We start from the raw sequence: 16,530 nt of genomic DNA, 5'->3' as shown, positions 1-16,530 counted from the left end.
GGGCCGGTTTTTTTCATTTTCAGCCTAATACCTTTCGCGTAGCATCAAGCTGAAGGGCATTAGCCTGAAAACACATAGGATAGGTTTGGAATGGTTAAAAAAACACCTGTTTTAGCGGCGCAAAAACGTAAGCCCCGCCTGCTTTGGGCGACCCCCTTCTGCTTATTAGACACCTCTAGCGGTGCCAGCATGACGGTTCGGCAGATGCTCAATCAGCTAGTGAAAGCGGGTTATGAGGTTGAAATACTTGGCGCGACGGTGTTTGACCACCCTCAAGGCGCTCAGCTATTTCAATCAATGGCACCTAGATTGCTAGCCGACGGCCATATGGTTGAAGTTGAAGATGGGCCGCTTACTCACCAGCTGATTGTGAGTAAAAGTACCTATCGGGCGAACATTAGCGCAACGGTAGAAGATAACTGGCACCGCCAATATATCTATTTGCTAGATAGCTTTAAACCCGACGTTGTTTGGTTTTACGGTGGGCAGCCCCTAGAGCTGTTAATTGCCGACGAAGCCAGGGCGCGCGATATTCCTACCGCCTTTTATCTGGCCAACGGCAACTACAAATCGCCCCGCTGGTGCCGGGATATCGATCTAATACTGTGCGATAGCCAAGCAACCGCAAGCATGTACCGAGAAACGGTGGGTTTTGTAGCCACACCGCTGGGTAAGTTTATCGATTCACAGCAGTTTGTGACCAACCACCATGAGCCTAAGCGGCTGCTATTTGTAAACCCTTCTTTTGAAAAGGGTGCAAGCATTGTTATTCAGCTGGCGTTGCAGCTAGAAAAAGCCCGCCCGGATATTGAAATTGAAGTAGTAGAAGCCCGCGCCGATTGGCAACAGGTGCTGCGCACGGTTACTCGCAAAGTGGGAAAAGAGCGAAGCAGCTTGCCCAATGTGGTTGTTACGCCTAATACCAGCGATATGCGTGACCCATACAGCCGCGCGCGGGTGCTGCTAGCTCCAAGCCTGTGGTGGGAAAGTTCTGGCCGTGTATTGGCAGAAGCCATGCTCAATGGCATTCCTGTCATTATCACCAACCGTGGCGGCATGCCTGAAATGATTGATGATGCAGGCATTAAGCTTGATTTACCCGAAGCCTGCTATGAACAGCCCTATCAGCATCTGCTCAGCGAGCAAGAGCTTGCCCCGCTGGTGGAAGCCGTTACCGCCTTTTACGATAATGAAGCACACTACCAAACCTATGTAGCACGGGCAGAGCGCGTAGGGCGTGAAAAGCATCATATTAGCGTTAGCACCAAGCGTTTAACAGAAGCGCTAGCGCCGCTGGTCGCTCAAAAGGCAGGCAACAAAGATTTTCGCGTACCGCAGCGCAAGCAGCACAAGCACCACTTAGCAGGCACTGCTGCAAAGCCCACGCTTTCATCAGAGGTTTACGTATCACCGCCCCCAGCAGCGCCGCAAAAAGTAATAGTACCGGCTGCACCTAAACCAACGCTCGATTTTGATTGGCAGCTAAGCAGCAAGGTCGTAGTGTTGGATAATCGTGCCAAGCTGATTAAAACAGGTGCGGCAGATAAGCTGGCCACGACTAACGCGTTTACGGTGTTAGCCTTTGACCCCGCCAGTGAAATCGCAAACCCAAAAGCGTATGAAGGGCACGAGCATATTCAACTCTTCCAACACGCTCTGCTGGGGGATGGCCAACCAGCGGCGTTGAACGCCTGCCTAGAGGCAACGCTCACCAGCACGCTTAACCTTCTGCCTGAAAGTGCGCTGCCAGAACACCGCCGCCAAGGCGCTAAGGCGCTCACCCAACTGCCCATCAACACCATCGCACTGGATAGCATTGAAGGCCTGCCAAGCTTAGACTGGCTGATTCTGGATGATCTTAGCGATGCTCTCACCATTTTGGCTCACGGTGAAAAAGCATTAAAAGACACGCTGTTAATTCAAGCCCGCGTGGCCTTCCAGCACACCCACGAAAAACAACCCAACCTGGCAGAGCTACAGCACTGGGCCAGCCGCAACGGGTTTCGTTTTTATCGGTTTAACGATATTCAACACCACAGCCATATCCCAAGTACCATCAAGACCCAAGAACGCCCCGCCACCGAGCAAGAAAGTGCCGATGTGTTGTTCCTGCCCAGCCAAGAACGCATGGCCGCGCTGAGCGAAGAGCAAAAGCTGAAGCTGGCTTTTGTGTTGAGTACAGTGTTTGAAGCGAAGGATATGGCTTATGAGCTATTGAATGAGGTTGATCTAGCGCTAGGTGAAAAATACCTGGTTGCTCAAGGGTTAGTCGCGCCTAAATCAGAGGTACCGCCACCGGCAGGCCCAGCTATCCCGCAAAGCGAGCATGTAAAAGGTGAGCCGGTGGTGAGTGTGATATGCCCAGCTTACAACCATGGGAACTTTATCGAAGATGCGATTAAGGGCTTTATCGCGCAGAAAACTGACTTTCCCTTTGAGGTCATTATCCACGATGACGCCTCAACAGATGGCACCCAAGAAGTCATCAAACGCTATGCTGAGCAATACCCTGAGCTAATTCGGCCTATTTACCAGACAGAAAACCAGTATTCTCAAAATAAAAAGCCGTTAGATATATGCTTACCTTTAACAAAAGGAAGGTATGTGGCAATTTGTGAAGGTGATGACTACTGGACAGGCAGCAATAAGCTTCAAATACAATTTGACTATATGGAGCAGCACCCAGATTGTGTAGTGACGCACCATAATGCGTTTGTTTTTGACAATGAGACGTTGGTAAAAGAATCAAAACTCCCTGAGCATTGCATTAGAAGCTTCACGAGTGATGAGCTGCTGAAAAATGATTGTTTTGTACTGACTCTTTCTATGATGTTTAGGAAAAAATTTGATAAATTTCCAAAAGAGAAAGGTAATGTTGGTAATGGAGATAATTTTTTAATTTCGATGCTAGGACTTTATGGAGATAGTGCTTATTTAGAGGATGTCAAACCAGCTGCATACCGTTTGCATGCTGATTCCACATGGTCTAGTAAAACGCCTAAAGAAAAACAAAAGATGTTGTCTAATAGTATGAAGTGGATATCCATATACCATGAGAAACGTGGGCGAAAAGATATGGCTAAGTATTATGCAAGTAAAGCAGCTATTTGAAGTTGTTCAATACCCGCTCGTTTTAGAGCGGGTTATGTTTATTAACAGTTTGGAAGACCTAAACCTCGCGCTTTGAGTTCATCTTCAATAGCTTTCATAGTGGTGACTATCTCATTTTGAATTATTTCCCAGGGAACGATTTCATCAGGATTATTTGATATAGGGAAGTTATTCCAGTTATCTTGGTTGTTAGGTAGTACAACATTTTTAAGATGGCAGTATGTCTTTTCAAGATATTCTTGTGTTGCATTTTTGATATTCATTCTTGCTCCTTATTAGTATGTCAATGTTCATAAAAATGAACATTTTCAGTATATGGCTGATTTTTTCTTTGTCAATATCATATAATTCTTATGTTAATATTAGTTTTATTTTACTATTTGGCTTATTTTTATAAGGCTGACGCCGCCTCCTCAATAGAGTATTCCTGCAAGCGCCAGCGATTGGTATTCAAGAAACTCTCTTCCCCAGAGTATTCCGGCACTAGCTCTTTACTCACGCCACCCTGTTCAACCAGTCTGCGGGTGATTTCGTTGTAGTAGTGCTCCGGGCGCTGGCAGAAGTCTTCGTATTGAACAACCAGCTTCTTATGCTCGGGCAACGCCGCAATACCTTGTTCTACCGAGCGGTTGATGGCCGCAATCTGGCCGACTACGGATTCGAGCGGGTTCAGGTCTTTGAGGTGCGGATATTCTTTGATCTTGAACGAGTACCACGTGTTGATATCACCGTACTGGCGCTTTCGGGCTTCCAGTGCAGACTGGATGTTAAAGATCGGGTCGCGGTGAATCCAGATGAACAGTGGCTTGTCGAACTGTTCGGCCAGCTCCGGGATGTTCTGGTTCATAATCATGGCTTTCATGGCGAACGGTTTTTCGAAGATGTTCGCCAGTGCGTTCAGTTCGTCCCGGAAGCCTGTCAGGTTGGCTTTTTGCCTTAACTCGTCCGCTGGCATATAATCCAGTTCCTCGAACGGCAGGAAGCGGCGCCAGAAGTACCAGAATTCGTTTGGAGCCAGCGCGCCCGTGGTTTTTCCGTTGTCGGAACTGAAGTTAATGTCGGAATTGAAGTCCAGAATCTCGTTACGGAAGTTGTAGCGTGGATTCGTCAACAGTTGCTGGATTTTTGCGCCTACCAGAGGTGCCCCGAAGAAACGGGATAGCATGTTGGTTGGGTAGGCTGCGAGGCCGGTGTTGGCGAGCCATTGCATGAATAACGTGCTGCCAGAACGATGCGGCCCCATAAGGAAGACCTTAGAGAAACGCTCGTCTGAGTCTTTCAGATAAGTTTTATTAGCGCCCGCTAAGTTGCTATTCAGGTCTTTGAGCAACTCCTCAAGAGCTGAAACCCGTGCGTATTTTTCTGTCCGATTTTCTGGAGCGGCCATTTTGTAACCTTTTACTTGATTGCGAGCAGGCTTATTAGCCTGTCCATGTCGTCTTCGTTGTAGCGCTGATCACAAGGTAGGAACAAGCCGTTCGTAACAAGGTTCCATTCAAAAGAACCTTCCTCCACTCGGCCCAGCACCTCGGGCCAATAGGTTGGCACAAACACCCGCTCTTTTATTAAATCAGCCTTACTAGCTGCTTTCACACTCGGCAGAAACGGATAACACAAGGGCGCTACAGTTTCATCAATATTGAGGTTCAGCTGATTGTATTGCCCCAGACGCTCGTGAAGATATTGAGCGTTCTTGGTTCGTTTTTTTTTCGCCTTTTGGTAATCGACTGATTGAAGCAGGCGCTCCGTTAAACAGGACATCCCCTGAACCGGCAAGTTCGAGATTTCCTGCTCGGCCTCTATATATTGCTGATAGGCCGCTTCCGGGCTGTTAGTAAGCCGATTGAACAGATGAGCCATTCTGGTTTCCGAAGAGTCATCCCGTTGTTCTGGCTGCTTGATACGAGGGTCGTTTGAATAGAGTAAGCCGCCATCTGGTAGGCCGAAGAATTTTCTTGGGGAATAGATGGTCGCCAGAGAACCGGCAGGCTGTGTAAAATAGGCTTGCGAGCAATCGATAATCGTTTGTTTATGGTTGAATCGGCATCCACTACGCTTAACGGCTTTACCACAGAGCCCAAAGTAGTCAACGATCAATATAAATTCTTCTGCCTTGAGCTGCAGTGCGGGATCGACATCAAAACTGCTGTTGACCTTATAAAATTCAATGGTCAAGCCTACATCGTTTGCAGCCTCTAATACGGCATCGCAGGTGTAGGCAGGTAACCAAATTTTCTTTGCCCCTGAGGAGCTCAGAACAAGTTTAATAGCAGACCGAGCAGAGTTAGTTTTAATCATCCCTCGCGCAGCGTTTTCGTCAACAAGGGGCAACTCTAACCCCTGGTAGCCACCAATAGCCGAATCGTTACTAAACCCCATCATCAAATAACCAACCTGAAGGTCATGTGCAAATTCAGAAATCTAACCAAGCTCATAATGCTCTATGTGCGCTATTACTTGGCTTGGCGGGCAATTCATCAGCATATCGATAATTGACAAATTGGGAACAAACTCTTCAGCTCCCTGAAAATATTCGATCGGCAAAGAATCAACAAACTTCAAATTGATACCTTGCTCGGCAAACTCCGGCTTTGCATAAAGCTTTCGACCACCAGGTGCATTGATATAACAATCAGCACCAAACTGGTGACACAAGGCAATCAGGCGGTCGCGGGCGGTATCAGAGCGGTTGTATTGAAGTTCGCTCGTCTTCTTGAACTGCTTTTCTATACCAAGATAGGAAAAGATATCCTTAAAACTTTTTTGGCAAACGGAAGCAATTGATCGGTCCTCCAGTTCCAAAATTCCCCTTATCACCGGAAATACGTCCTCGAAATGAGGAGCCTTGGAGTAGCTTTGATCTATCGTTTTAAGAACTTTTGCCACATCCCCAGAGAACGTCAACTCTGATATCAATTTGTTTGAAGAAGCACCCGGCACTGAAATAGTAAATCGTGCCGCACCATTCGCTGACATGATACTGTTTCTGTTTATGTAGCCCTGTTTTATATACGCAACGTCGTCGTAAATAAGAAAAAGGTCGGCGGCGTAAATCAGCTGAAAGTAGCCGATATAAGGGAACAGGTATGGCTGCATAATTGCCAGTTTCATGCCTTCAGCTCCGCCGCAATCAAGTTGATGATGTTTTTCTGGTCATTCTCTGAGAGCTGATCGAAGATTGTCAGGCAAAGTATCCGGCAGGCGATATCTTTGGATACGGGTTGGTCTGCCTCAGCGCTCAAACACTCCACAGATTCCAGCGATGGGTAGAAATACCGCCTCGCCAGCACGCCGTTTTCCTTCAGCGTTGCAGCCACACGTATAGTTTGTTCTTCGCTTTCAAACACTGCCGGGAAGTAGGCGTAGTTGTAGTCCAGCTCTGCTGGCTTGGCCTGCAGTTGCAGGATCTGGTTTAGTGCTCGTTCGTAGCGGTGCCATACGGCGGCACGGGCTTTCAGGTTTTCTGCCATTTCATCCAGCACACACAAGCCCATCGCCGCCTGCAACTCATTCATCTTGGCGTTGATGCCTAGTTCTTCGATAGTCTCCGGCCCGGTAATGCCGAAGTTTATCATTTTCTTGGCGCGCTCTAGGTCTTCCTTACGTTTGAATACAATCGCGCCACCTTCGCCGGTATGGAAAAGTTTGGTGGCGTGAAAGCTAAGCGTGGCGGCATCGCCGTGTTTAAGCAGGCTTTCACCGTTGTAGTTCACACCAAAGGCATGAGAGGCATCGTAGATAACTTTCAGATTATGCTTTTGGGCGATGGCATCGATGGCTTCTACATCACATGCGTTGCCGAATACGTGTACGGGCACGATGGCGCGGGTGTTCGGGGTTATCGCTGGTTCGATGTTGGCTGGGTTAAGACACCAAGTGTTTGGGTCAATATCTGCAAATACTGGCGCTACACCTTCCCACTTTAACGAGCTGGCGGTTGCCACAAACGTAAATGGCGTGGTGATGGCCTCAGTAGGTTCATCACGGCCACTAATGCCCAATGCTCGGTAGGCAATTTGCAAGGCCAGGGTGCCGTTAGCGACAAGCAGTAAGTTTTCTACCCCAAGATATGCCTCTAAGCGCTTGGTCAGCTCTTGTACTAATTCACCATTATTGGTGAGCCAGGCGCGCTCATAAATGCCATCTATGTAGCGGTTGAGTTTTTCACGGTTAGGCAGGTAAGGCTTGGTAACAGGAATCATTGGGTGCCTTTTTATTGAGCGAAATAGTGCGGTATCGGCTGCCTATAAACCGTTGGCAAGTTGCTGCAAATAAGCACCGTAACCGCTTTTTTCTAACGGCTTGCTTAGCCTGACCAATGTTTCTTGGCTTAACCAGCCTTGGTTGAAGGCAATTTCTTCAAGGCAGGCAATTTTGTAGCCCTGGCGTTTCTCTATCGTTTCTACAAACTGGGCGGCTTCTAGCAAGCTTTCGTGGGTGCCGGTATCTAGCCACGCAAAGCCGCGACCCAAAAGTTCCACATGTAAATCGCCGCGATCCAAATAGGCTTGGTTGATGCTGGTGATTTCTAGCTCTCCTCGTAAAGAGGGTTGTACCATTTTGGCAATATTAATTACGTCATTATCGTAAAAATACAGGCCGGTAACGGCATAGTTTGAACGCGGTTTTGGAGGCTTTTCTTCGATTGATAGGGCGCGTTTATCTGCGCCAAACGCTACTACGCCAAAACGCTCAGGATCTTTGACTTGGTAGCCAAATACGGTGGCACCCTTGCCTTCTTCTGCTCTGGTAACGGCTTCTTTGAGTTTGGGCGTAAAACCTTGGCCATAGAAAATGTTATCGCCCAGCACTAGGCACACGTTATCGGTGCCGATGAAAGACTCCCCGATTAAAAATGCCTGTGCTAAACCTTCAGGCTTAGGCTGTACTGCATACTGCAAATGGATACCAAAGCGACTGCCATCACCCAATAATCGCTGAAAGCTTGCTTGATCATCAGGCGTGGTAATGATCAAGATATCTCGAATACCCGCCAGCATCAGCACTGAAAGCGGGTAATAGATCATGGGTTTGTCGTAGATGGGCAGCAGCTGCTTGGAGACACCCAGAGTAATGGGGTATAGCCTGGAGCCACTTCCGCCTGCAAGGATAATGCCTTTCATAACTGACCTTCGCGATGCGTTGTAATATCGTTATCGGCATCAACGATTGCTTCTTGAAATGGTGAGTGCTTATTCATGCCAAGGGCCCATACAACAGTTTTGCGCAAACCGCTGCTGAAGCTTTCCAGGGGCTTCCATCCAAGTTCATGCGTGATTTTGCTGTTATCGATAGCGTAGCGTTGGTCGTGCCCAGGGCGGTCTGTTACGTAGCTGATTTGCTCTGAATAGGAACCACCAGCGCTGGGTGCTATCTCATCAAGTAATCTACATATCTCATGCACAACATCAATGTTGCGGTATTCATTGTTACCGCCAATGTTGTACGTGTTTCCTATGCGCCCTTGGGTCAGTACTCGATACAAAGCGCGTGCATGGTCGTCAACATACAACCAGTCTCGTCGTTGTTGCCCATCGCCATAAACTGGCAAGGTTTCTCCCGCCAGCGCTCGGTTAATCATTAACGGGATCAGTTTCTCTTGATGCTGCCATGGCCCGTAGTTATTTGAGCAGTTCGTGATCAGTACGGGTAGGCCATAGGTGCGGTGCCAAGCGCTGACTAGATGGTCTGAACTCGCTTTGCTCGCGGAGTAAGGTGAACTTGGTGCATAAGGTGTTGTTTCAGTAAACGCTGGGTCGTTAGATGCCAAATCACCATACACCTCATCAGTCGAGATATGGTGAAAGCGAAACCGCCCCCGCTTGCTGCTCGCTAATGTTTGCCAGTAGTGGCGGCTTGCTTCTAACAGTGTGTAGGTGCCGACAATATTCGTTTCAATAAAATCAGCTGGGCCGCTAATAGAGCGGTCTACATGGCTTTCAGCGGCTAGGTGCATAACCGCTTCAGGTTGGTATTGAGCAAACAGTTCGTTGAGCGCAGTTTGGTCACAGATGTCTACCTGTGCCAAGTGGTGGCGCGCGTTAGTCAGCGCATCGCCCAGCGCACTGAGGTTGGCAGCGTAGGTCAGTTTGTCAATGTTGATCACGCGCCAATCGGTGTTTTCTATCAAGTAGCGCACAACGGCACTGCCAATGAAGCCTGCGCCGCCCGTTACAAACAATGTGGCCATGTGGTTTGGGTGCCCTGGTACTTAAGCGTTGTTATAAAAGCATAAAAGCCATTCAAGGTTGATGAGTTTGCCATAAATATTTTTAGTTAATCGCAAGAAAAGCGAGCTTGAAGGGCAGTACATCAAAACGGAAATACCAGCGGTGTGATGAGCAACACGGCAGCGGAGTAGGTGAGGCTGACAGGTAAGCCGATGTTGAGGAAATCCGTTATTTTGTATCGCCCTGGCGAATACACCATTAAATGCGTTTGGTAGCCAAACGGAATGAGAAAGCAGGCGCTGGCACCATACGCCACGGCCATCACTAAGGGGAGTGGGTCGGCACCGAATGCCTGGGCGGTGCTCCAGGCAATAGGAAAGGCCAACGCGGCGGCGGCGTTATTGGTAACGGTTTCGGTTAGTAGCAGCGTGAGTAAGTAGCAGCCAATAAAAGCGGCATAAACACCGTAGCCGCTAAACAGGCTCTGCATGCCGTGTGCCAGCAGGGCTGCAGCACCAGAGTTTTCCAGCGCTTGGGCAATCGCCAGAGCGGAACCAATAATCAGCCAAAGCTCGAAGGGGAAGCGTCGGCGTAATTCAGCCATGCTGATGACCTTCAGCAATAGCAGCATGCCAAGAAAAATGAGTAACCCGTGAAAAAGCGGCAGCCAGTTAGCGGCAGCCAGGGTAATCACGCCTGCAAAGCCGCTAAGGGTGATAAGGCTCTCTTTGCGGCTAAGTTGGGGGCGGGTAAAGCTTCCACTTAAAAGGTGAAAGTTGCGGTCTAGGTTGCGGTGCTGGAGGAAGTCTGCGCTGACGGCTAGCAGCAGGCAATCACCTACGCGCAGGGGTATTTTCCCTAGCTGGCCTTCTAGGCGTTTGTCTCCGCGGCGGATACCTACCACTCCTGCACTGAATAGACTGCGGAAATCGACCTCTTTCAGTGTTTTTCCTGGAAGGATCGACTCGTGGGAAATCACAACTTCTACTAGGTTAGTGGCCAGCAGGTGATCAGCTTGATGCCCAAACAGGTTTAGCCCAGGAAACCGCTGTAGCGCCTGTACCTTGATTACTTCGCCAGTGAATACCAGCGTATCGCTTGCTTGAAGCCGTTCATCCGGTGCTACGGGGCTAATGAGTCGCCCTTGGCGCTCTATTTCTAGCAAGTAAAGGCCATCCAGGTTACGCAGGCCGTTCTCTTCGATGCTTTTGCCAATCATCGGGGAGTGGGCTTCCACATCTGCTGCTAGAAAATAGGCAAGTTGTTCTTGGGTGTCTTCAAGGCGGTGATGAGGTAGCGCGTTGGCGCGCCAAAGCAGCACGGCTAGGGTTAATAAGGCAACCGGTATGCCAACCAAGCTAAATTGAAACATCCCCAATTCGCTACCGCTGGCATTGAGGTGAAAAGAGTTCACCACTAGGTTGGTAGAAGTGCCTACCAGCGTGGTGATGCCCCCAAGAATTGAGGCATACGAAAGCGGGATAAGCAGCCGGGAGGGGGCAATATTTTGCTGGCGCGTAATAGCGCCCAGAAAAGCAGCCACCACGGCGGTATTGTTTAAAAAAGCGGATAAAACAGCAGTACAGCCCATGAGCTGTGCGGTGGCGAGCTTGGGGTGGCCCTTTAAAAGATGGTGAGAAAGCCAGCCCAGCAAGGGCGAGCGTTCCAACGCGAGCGATACCAAAAGTAGCAGTAATAGCGTTGCGAGTGCTGGGTTAGTGTATTGCACCAGTAAAGCGCTTGTGTCGATAACCCCCGTAATAAGGTATCCCCCTGCCAATGTGACAAAGGCGATGGCGGGCTTTACCTTGCCACTGACTAACAGCGCTAATAATACGGTGATAGATAACAGGACGGCCCAGGGCGTCATGTTGGGTCCTTATGTAAATAGGGGGTAATGATGTTTTTACTGGATTTTAAGCAGATTTTTATGATGATATCTAATAATAACCTTCAATGTGGTTATATTTTACTTTATTTGTTTATCTAAAACATGACGTTATTGTTGGTTGTTCGCTACGCATTGCTCGTTTCAAGCAGGCATTGAGTGACCACATAAAACTGTTTTTACACAATTTTGGGAAAGATGATGACATCACTCACCCACTTGCAGCGGCTAGAAGCAGACAGTGTCCAGATCATGCGTGAAGTGGTTGCCGAGACGGAAAACCCGGTAATGCTCTACTCCGTGGGCAAAGATTCAGCGGTGATGCTGCATCTGGCGCGCAAGGCGTTTGCACCTTCTCCACCGCCTTTCCCTTTGTTGCATGTGGATACACGCTGGAAATTCCGCGCCATGTACGAGTTCCGCGACAAAATGGCGGAAGAAATGGGCATGGAGCTGCTGGTGCACATCAACCCAGAAGGCGTTGAAAAAGATATCAATCCGTTTACGCACGGCTCGGCGATTCATACTGATGTGATGAAAACCGAGGGCTTGAAGCAAGCGTTAGATAAATACGGTTTTGATGCAGCCTTTGGTGGGGCTCGGCGCGATGAAGAGAAATCGCGTGCCAAGGAGCGAGTATTCTCTTTTCGTACCGCGCAGTATGGCTGGGACCCAAAAAACCAGCGCCCAGAGCTTTGGAAACTCTATAACACGCGCAAGCACCCTAAAGAGTCTATTCGTGTGTTCCCGCTTTCTAATTGGACCGAGCTGGATATTTGGCAGTACATCTATTTGCAGAATATTCCCATCGTGCCGCTATATTACGCAGCCGAGCGCCCCGTGGTTGAGCATAATGGGGCGCTGATCATGGTGGATGATGAGCGCATGCCGCTAAAGCCGGGTGAGGTACCCATGATGCGTAAAGTGCGCTTTCGCACCTTGGGTTGTTACCCGTTAACCGGCGCTATCGAATCTGAGGCGGATACATTGCCCGCCATTATTCAGGAGATGTTGCTGACCAAAACCTCCGAGCGCCAGGGCCGTGTGATTGATCATGACAGCGCAGCGTCTATGGAGAAGAAAAAGCAAGAGGGGTACTTTTAATGGCGCACTCATCGGAGTTAATCGGCGCGGATATCGAGCAGTACCTGAAATCTCATGAGCATAAGGGTTTGCTGCGCTTTATCACTTGCGGCAGCGTTGATGATGGTAAAAGTACCTTGATCGGCCGTTTGCTGTTTGAATCCAAGCTACTGTTTGAAGACCAGTTGGCAGCGATTGAAGCGGATTCTAAAAAGTATGGCACCCAGGGCGGCGAGATAGATTTTGCATTGCTGGTGGATGGTTTGGCAGCCGAACGCGAACAGGGTATTACCATTGATGTGGCGTATCGTTTTTTCTCGACCGATAAGCGCAAGTTTATTGTGGCGGATACGCCAGGGCACGAGCAGTACACGCGCAATATGGTGACCGGTGCTTCCACCGCCGATGCCGCTATTTTAATGGTGGATGCCCGCCACGGCATTTTGACTCAAACGCGCCGCCATAGTTTTTTGATGTCGTTGATAGGCATGCGCCATGTCATCGTGGCTATCAACAAAATGGACCTGGTGGATTACTCAAAAGCACGTTTTGATCAGATCGTTGAAGAGTACCGAGTATTCGCCAAACAGCTAGGGCTGGAAAGTATCACCTTCATCCCGATGTCAGCGCTGAAGGGCGATAACGTTGTCGAGCACAGCGCGAAAATGCCTTGGTATCACGGCACCACATTGATGGGTTACCTGGAAACCGTTGAAGTAGACGGTGAGCGCCTGCAGCGTTCGCCGTTCAGGATGCCTGTGCAGTGGGTGAACCGTCCAAACCTCGATTTCCGAGGATTCACCGGTATGGTGGCCAGCGGTGTGGTGCGCCCTGGCGATCAAATCCGTGTTCAGCCTTCCGGCAAAACCAGCACCGTTTCGAGTATTTACACCTTCGATGGCGATTTAGACGAAGCCGTGGCAGGTCAATCGATTACGTTATTGCTAGAAGATGAAATTGATATCTCCCGTGGCGATATCATTTCGGGTATTGATCAACCTGCACATACCGCCGACCAGTTTGAGACGACGCTTGTGTGGATGCATGAAGTACCGTTGCTGCCAGGCCGCCCTTATTTACTGAAGCTGGGTACTCAAACGGTAACTGCAACAGTGACCGATATTAAGTATCAGGTAAACGTTAATACGCTGGAACACATGGCTGCCAAGCAGCTGGATTTGAACGGGATTGCTGTGTGCAATCTTAGTTTGAGCCGTGCAGTGGCATTTGATGCGTATAAAGATAACCAGGACACCGGTGGTTTTATCCTGATCGACCGTATGACCAATAATACGGTGGGTGCAGGAATGCTGCACTTTGCGCTGCGGCGCAGCCAAAACATTCATATGCAGCATGTGGATATCGACAAACAGGCGCGTGCCTTAGCGAAAGGCCAAAAACCTGCGGTGCTGTGGTTTACGGGTCTTTCGGGGGCTGGCAAATCTACCATTGCGAACCTTGTCGAGAAAAAGCTGTTTAGTAATGGCCAGCATACCTACCTGCTGGATGGCGATAACGTTCGTCATGGTTTGAACCGTGACCTGGGCTTTACCGATGCAGATCGTGTTGAAAACGTGCGGCGCGTAGCGGAAACCGCCAAGTTGATGGTGGATGCCGGGCTTATCGTGATGTCGGCGTTTATCTCGCCTTTCAGAAGCGAGCGCCAGCTAGCCCGTGACTTGCTGGAAGAGGGCGAGTTCATCGAAATTTATGTGGATGCCCCGCTGAATGTGGTGGAAGCCCGTGACCCGAAAGGTTTATACAAAAAAGCCCGCCGCGGTGAGCTGAAAAACTTTACCGGTATTGATTCCACCTATGAAGCGCCACAAGCGCCGGATGTTCACTTAAAAACCGATGAAATGAGCCCTGAAGAAGCCGCGGAAGTGGTTATTAATGCGCTGCGTGAGCGTGGGCTAATCAGCTAAACACAAGGGCCGAGATTAATGATTAATCAAGCGCTACTGGATGCAGTAGAACATATTGCCTACGAGGCGGGCGATGCCATTATGCAGGTCTATGCCCGTGATTTCAGTGTGCAAGAAAAAGACGATAAAAGTCCTTTAACGGAGGCGGATCAGGCCGCGCATAGCGTGATTATGCGCGGTTTAAAGGCGCTTCCGATTCAGCTTCCGATTCTTTCTGAAGAGGACACAGAGGGCTTTGCAGGAGTTGATTCACAAGGCCGTTATTGGCTGGTAGACCCGCTGGATGGCACCAAAGAATTTATCAAGCGCAATGACGAATTCACCGTTAATATCGCGCTGATTGAAAACGGTATTCCTGTGCTGGGTGTGGTAACGGCCCCAGCACTTGGCACTGCTTATGTCGCGGCTAAAGGCATTGGTGCGTTTAAGATCGCCCCCGAGGGCCAACGTCATGCCATTCAAGTAGCAGGCGAGCCAGAAGCAGGCGCAACGTGGCGGGTGGTCGGTAGCCGTTCACACCCAAGCCCAGATTTAGCCGCCTGGCTGGATGAGCTAGGCATATATGAGATGCTGCCCATGGGTAGCTCTTTGAAGCTTTGTTTGATTGCCGAAGGCAAAGCGGATGCCTACCCGCGCTTAGGCCCCACCTGCCTGTGGGATACCGGTGCTGCACAAGCGGTGGTGTGCTATGCCGGTGGCCGAGTAGAAACGCTGGAAGGTGAGCCGCTTTCCTATGCCACACCGAATGAGAAGCTCAACCCGCATTTTGTGGTATGGGGGTTTTAATGATGCCATTCCCAACGGCCCAAAAGTTGCCGGTGTTCCATAATTAAACATTACACAATGGCAAGACGAAGCCCCCAAAGGGGTTTAAATTCGGAAAACCGATGAGCCTGAGAACTGAGAGGGTTGGTGTCAAAAAAATCATGTTTTGCTAACGTTACCGTTTTGAAAGCCAAGAAATAGTTAATATAGTGGCTTTTAAAACCTAATACTTATGTGTTTTGTCCGGCAAGGCGGGCCTCTCACCATGAAGCGAAGTGCTGTTTTATTAAAATCATAATGAAACAGCCTAAGCGGAAGCTAAGAATCCATAAGATATAAGCTCGCTAGTTTTGCAGAGGTATTTTTTCTCCTGGGTTGACCTGAGGATTAGCCGTAATTCTGAAGCGATAACCAACTCAGGGTAACGTAGCCCAATGCGGATGCGGAAGGCGAGAGCCGGAGATTACTTAGCTTATGGTGAATTACCAGGAAGCCAAATGCCGTTGCGATGCTGGGTTAATTAGCCTTTAAATGCATGTTAAGGCTGATAAGCTGAGAATATTTACACCTGCTTGCGCCGTTAGGAGTACCGTGAAGTCTTACGCCACCAATATTTCCGCTGTTTCTGTAGTGAACGAGCTGATTCCCAAACTCGATGCTGTTGAAAACCAGGTCGAGCAGACGATCAGCGCCGTGCTTGAAACAAGCCAGCTGCCGAGGCAAATAGAGCGCTATACGAAGCTACAATCCGAGTTTCAGCTGGAACTCACCATGATCCGTATGAATTTGGAGCATTTGCTAAAACGTTATAGCCAAGAGCTAGCGGCTGTGGTGAATGATCCGCGCCAGGATGTGCTGCTTACGTTAGATGCGTATGAAGCCACCGCCATTGAAAATGCAAAACAGCTGTATCGTCGGGTGCAGGCGCTACAAACCCAAGGGGTAACATGATGCCTGATGGCCACCAGCGCGTGATTGATGAGCTTCAAGCGCTTATCGACGAAACGCAGCAAACGTTAACCCGTTTTGAAGCCACGGGCATGGATGGAGAGCTGGCAGAGGATTACGAAAAGCTGCTGACAATATTAGACAACGCCATTAAACAGCAGCATGAGCATACCAAGGCACTGCTGTTGGTGTGAGATTGCTTCGTCGTTGCACTCCTCGCAACGACAAGAGAATTAATGCTGCGTTTCAGCGCGTAGCTTTTCAACTTCTTCAACCGGTAATTCTGCGATCTCGGCAATTAGCGTTAAAGGGGGGATCAGTGCTTATCTTCGATGCGAAGCTTGGCAATTTCGTCGACCGCTAACCCTGTCGCTTCGGCAATTTGCTCATTGCTGAGCGCCCCTAATTTCAGTAAGTTGCGAGCGGTTTTTTCAATACCCAGTTTCTCGCCTTTCTCGATACCTAACTGCTCACCTTCTCGCCGAGCATCATTCAAGAACGACACTTCATCTCGCAGCGCCCGTTCACGCACAAACGCCAGGCGGCGGGTCTCTTCGTCGGCGCTGAGTTCTCGGATGCGGTTCATCGCACGTTTAACCGGTTCGTGGGCAACATTGGCCATTGTGAGTTCCTCCTGCCA

Annotated in this window: 15 protein-coding genes; 6 read left to right on the top strand and 9 right to left on the bottom strand. The window is 49.4% G+C overall.

Annotation, left to right across the window (positions count from 1 at the left end):
• The first annotated feature begins 90 nt into the window (after window positions 1-90).
• On the top strand, window positions 91-3,111 hold the full coding sequence (locus LG301_RS15530) for a glycosyltransferase (RefSeq protein WP_404472056.1): 3,021 nt from the start codon (window positions 91-93) through the stop codon (window positions 3,109-3,111).
• Window positions 3,112-3,152: 41 nt separating this feature from the next.
• Here LG301_RS15530 and LG301_RS15525 read toward each other — a convergent pair whose 3' ends face one another.
• From LG301_RS15525 to LG301_RS15490, 8 genes are all read right to left on the bottom strand, one after another.
• Entirely contained in the window at window positions 3,153-3,374 is a 222-nt protein-coding gene (locus LG301_RS15525; RefSeq protein WP_404472055.1) for a hypothetical protein, read from the bottom strand.
• A 128-nt stretch (window positions 3,375-3,502) separates the two neighbouring features.
• Window positions 3,503-4,498: a sulfotransferase gene (locus LG301_RS15520; RefSeq protein ID WP_404472054.1), complete on the bottom strand. Its 996-nt coding sequence runs from the start codon at window positions 4,496-4,498 to the stop codon at window positions 3,503-3,505.
• Between the two features lie 11 nt (window positions 4,499-4,509).
• Window positions 4,510-5,496, bottom strand: coding sequence for a hypothetical protein (locus tag LG301_RS15515; RefSeq protein WP_404472053.1), 987 nt, complete (start codon window positions 5,494-5,496; stop codon window positions 4,510-4,512).
• A gap of 36 nt (window positions 5,497-5,532) precedes the next feature.
• The gene (locus tag LG301_RS15510) at window positions 5,533-6,222 is read right to left on the bottom strand and encodes a WbqC family protein (protein ID WP_404472052.1); all 690 of its coding nucleotides are present in this window, start codon (window positions 6,220-6,222) and stop codon (window positions 5,533-5,535) included.
• The gene (locus tag LG301_RS15505) at window positions 6,219-7,313 is read right to left on the bottom strand and encodes a DegT/DnrJ/EryC1/StrS family aminotransferase (protein ID WP_404472051.1); all 1,095 of its coding nucleotides are present in this window, start codon (window positions 7,311-7,313) and stop codon (window positions 6,219-6,221) included. The genes LG301_RS15510 and LG301_RS15505 overlap by 4 nt, the downstream gene beginning before the upstream one ends.
• A 42-nt stretch (window positions 7,314-7,355) precedes the next feature.
• Complete coding sequence (rfbA, locus tag LG301_RS15500) at window positions 7,356-8,234, bottom strand: glucose-1-phosphate thymidylyltransferase RfbA (protein WP_404472050.1); 879 nt, start codon at window positions 8,232-8,234, stop codon at window positions 7,356-7,358.
• On the bottom strand, window positions 8,231-9,301 hold the full coding sequence (gene rfbB / locus LG301_RS15495; RefSeq protein ID WP_404472049.1) for a dTDP-glucose 4,6-dehydratase: 1,071 nt from the start codon (window positions 9,299-9,301) through the stop codon (window positions 8,231-8,233). The genes rfbA and rfbB overlap by 4 nt, the downstream gene beginning before the upstream one ends.
• Before the next feature lie 122 nt (window positions 9,302-9,423).
• Window positions 9,424-11,151, bottom strand: coding sequence for an SLC13 family permease (locus LG301_RS15490; RefSeq protein ID WP_404472048.1), 1,728 nt, complete (start codon window positions 11,149-11,151; stop codon window positions 9,424-9,426).
• Between the two features lie 219 nt (window positions 11,152-11,370).
• Between LG301_RS15490 and cysD the strand changes: the two genes are divergently transcribed.
• The 5 genes from cysD to LG301_RS15465 all read left to right on the top strand — a co-directional run bounded on the left by cysD (window position 11,371) and on the right by LG301_RS15465 (window position 16,084).
• Window positions 11,371-12,273, top strand: a complete 903-nt coding sequence (cysD, locus tag LG301_RS15485) for a sulfate adenylyltransferase subunit CysD (RefSeq protein WP_404472047.1) — start codon at window positions 11,371-11,373, stop codon at window positions 12,271-12,273.
• Window positions 12,273-14,177 (top strand): sulfate adenylyltransferase subunit CysN, encoded by a 1,905-nt coding sequence (gene cysN, locus LG301_RS15480; RefSeq protein WP_404472046.1) that lies wholly within the window; start codon window positions 12,273-12,275, stop codon window positions 14,175-14,177. Before cysD ends, cysN begins: the two co-directional genes overlap by 1 nt.
• 18 nt (window positions 14,178-14,195) lie before the next feature.
• A complete protein-coding gene (cysQ, locus tag LG301_RS15475) occupies window positions 14,196-14,963 on the top strand; it encodes a 3'(2'),5'-bisphosphate nucleotidase CysQ (protein ID WP_404472045.1) in 768 nt (255 codons plus the stop codon).
• A gap of 570 nt (window positions 14,964-15,533) precedes the next feature.
• Window positions 15,534-15,893, top strand: coding sequence for a hypothetical protein (locus LG301_RS15470; protein ID WP_404472044.1), 360 nt, complete (start codon window positions 15,534-15,536; stop codon window positions 15,891-15,893).
• Complete coding sequence (locus LG301_RS15465; RefSeq protein ID WP_404472043.1) at window positions 15,890-16,084, top strand: hypothetical protein; 195 nt, start codon at window positions 15,890-15,892, stop codon at window positions 16,082-16,084. Before LG301_RS15470 ends, LG301_RS15465 begins: the two co-directional genes overlap by 4 nt.
• Window positions 16,085-16,206: 122 nt before the next feature.
• Here LG301_RS15465 and LG301_RS15460 read toward each other — a convergent pair whose 3' ends face one another.
• Complete coding sequence (locus tag LG301_RS15460) at window positions 16,207-16,512, bottom strand: hypothetical protein (protein WP_404472042.1); 306 nt, start codon at window positions 16,510-16,512, stop codon at window positions 16,207-16,209.
• Window positions 16,513-16,530: the final 18 nt, after the last annotated feature.

The sequence above is a fragment of the Vreelandella venusta genome (genome assembly GCF_044809155.1).
Lineage (GTDB): Bacteria > Pseudomonadota > Gammaproteobacteria > Pseudomonadales > Halomonadaceae > Vreelandella > Vreelandella venusta_B.
This window is presented reverse-complemented; position numbering and strand designations above follow the sequence as displayed.

Excerpts from the sequence above, each read along its gene's own strand:
- LG301_RS15530 (WP_404472056.1), top strand. The coding sequence starts at position 91 with ATGGTTAAAAAAACACCTGTTTTAGCGGCGCAAAAACGTAAGCCCCGC.
- LG301_RS15525 (WP_404472055.1), bottom strand. The coding sequence starts at position 3,374 with ATGAATATCAAAAATGCAACACAAGAATATCTTGAAAAGACATACTGC.
- LG301_RS15520 (WP_404472054.1), bottom strand. The coding sequence starts at position 4,498 with ATGGCCGCTCCAGAAAATCGGACAGAAAAATACGCACGGGTTTCAGCT.
- LG301_RS15510 (WP_404472052.1), bottom strand. The coding sequence starts at position 6,222 with ATGAAACTGGCAATTATGCAGCCATACCTGTTCCCTTATATCGGCTAC.
- LG301_RS15505 (WP_404472051.1), bottom strand. The coding sequence starts at position 7,313 with ATGATTCCTGTTACCAAGCCTTACCTGCCTAACCGTGAAAAACTCAAC.
- rfbA (WP_404472050.1), bottom strand. The coding sequence starts at position 8,234 with ATGAAAGGCATTATCCTTGCAGGCGGAAGTGGCTCCAGGCTATACCCC.
- rfbB (WP_404472049.1), bottom strand. The coding sequence starts at position 9,301 with ATGGCCACATTGTTTGTAACGGGCGGCGCAGGCTTCATTGGCAGTGCC.
- LG301_RS15490 (WP_404472048.1), bottom strand. The coding sequence starts at position 11,151 with ATGACGCCCTGGGCCGTCCTGTTATCTATCACCGTATTATTAGCGCTG.
- cysD (WP_404472047.1), top strand. The coding sequence starts at position 11,371 with ATGACATCACTCACCCACTTGCAGCGGCTAGAAGCAGACAGTGTCCAG.
- cysN (WP_404472046.1), top strand. The coding sequence starts at position 12,273 with ATGGCGCACTCATCGGAGTTAATCGGCGCGGATATCGAGCAGTACCTG.
- cysQ (WP_404472045.1), top strand. The coding sequence starts at position 14,196 with ATGATTAATCAAGCGCTACTGGATGCAGTAGAACATATTGCCTACGAG.
- LG301_RS15465 (WP_404472043.1), top strand. The coding sequence starts at position 15,890 with ATGATGCCTGATGGCCACCAGCGCGTGATTGATGAGCTTCAAGCGCTT.
- LG301_RS15460 (WP_404472042.1), bottom strand. The coding sequence starts at position 16,512 with ATGGCCAATGTTGCCCACGAACCGGTTAAACGTGCGATGAACCGCATC.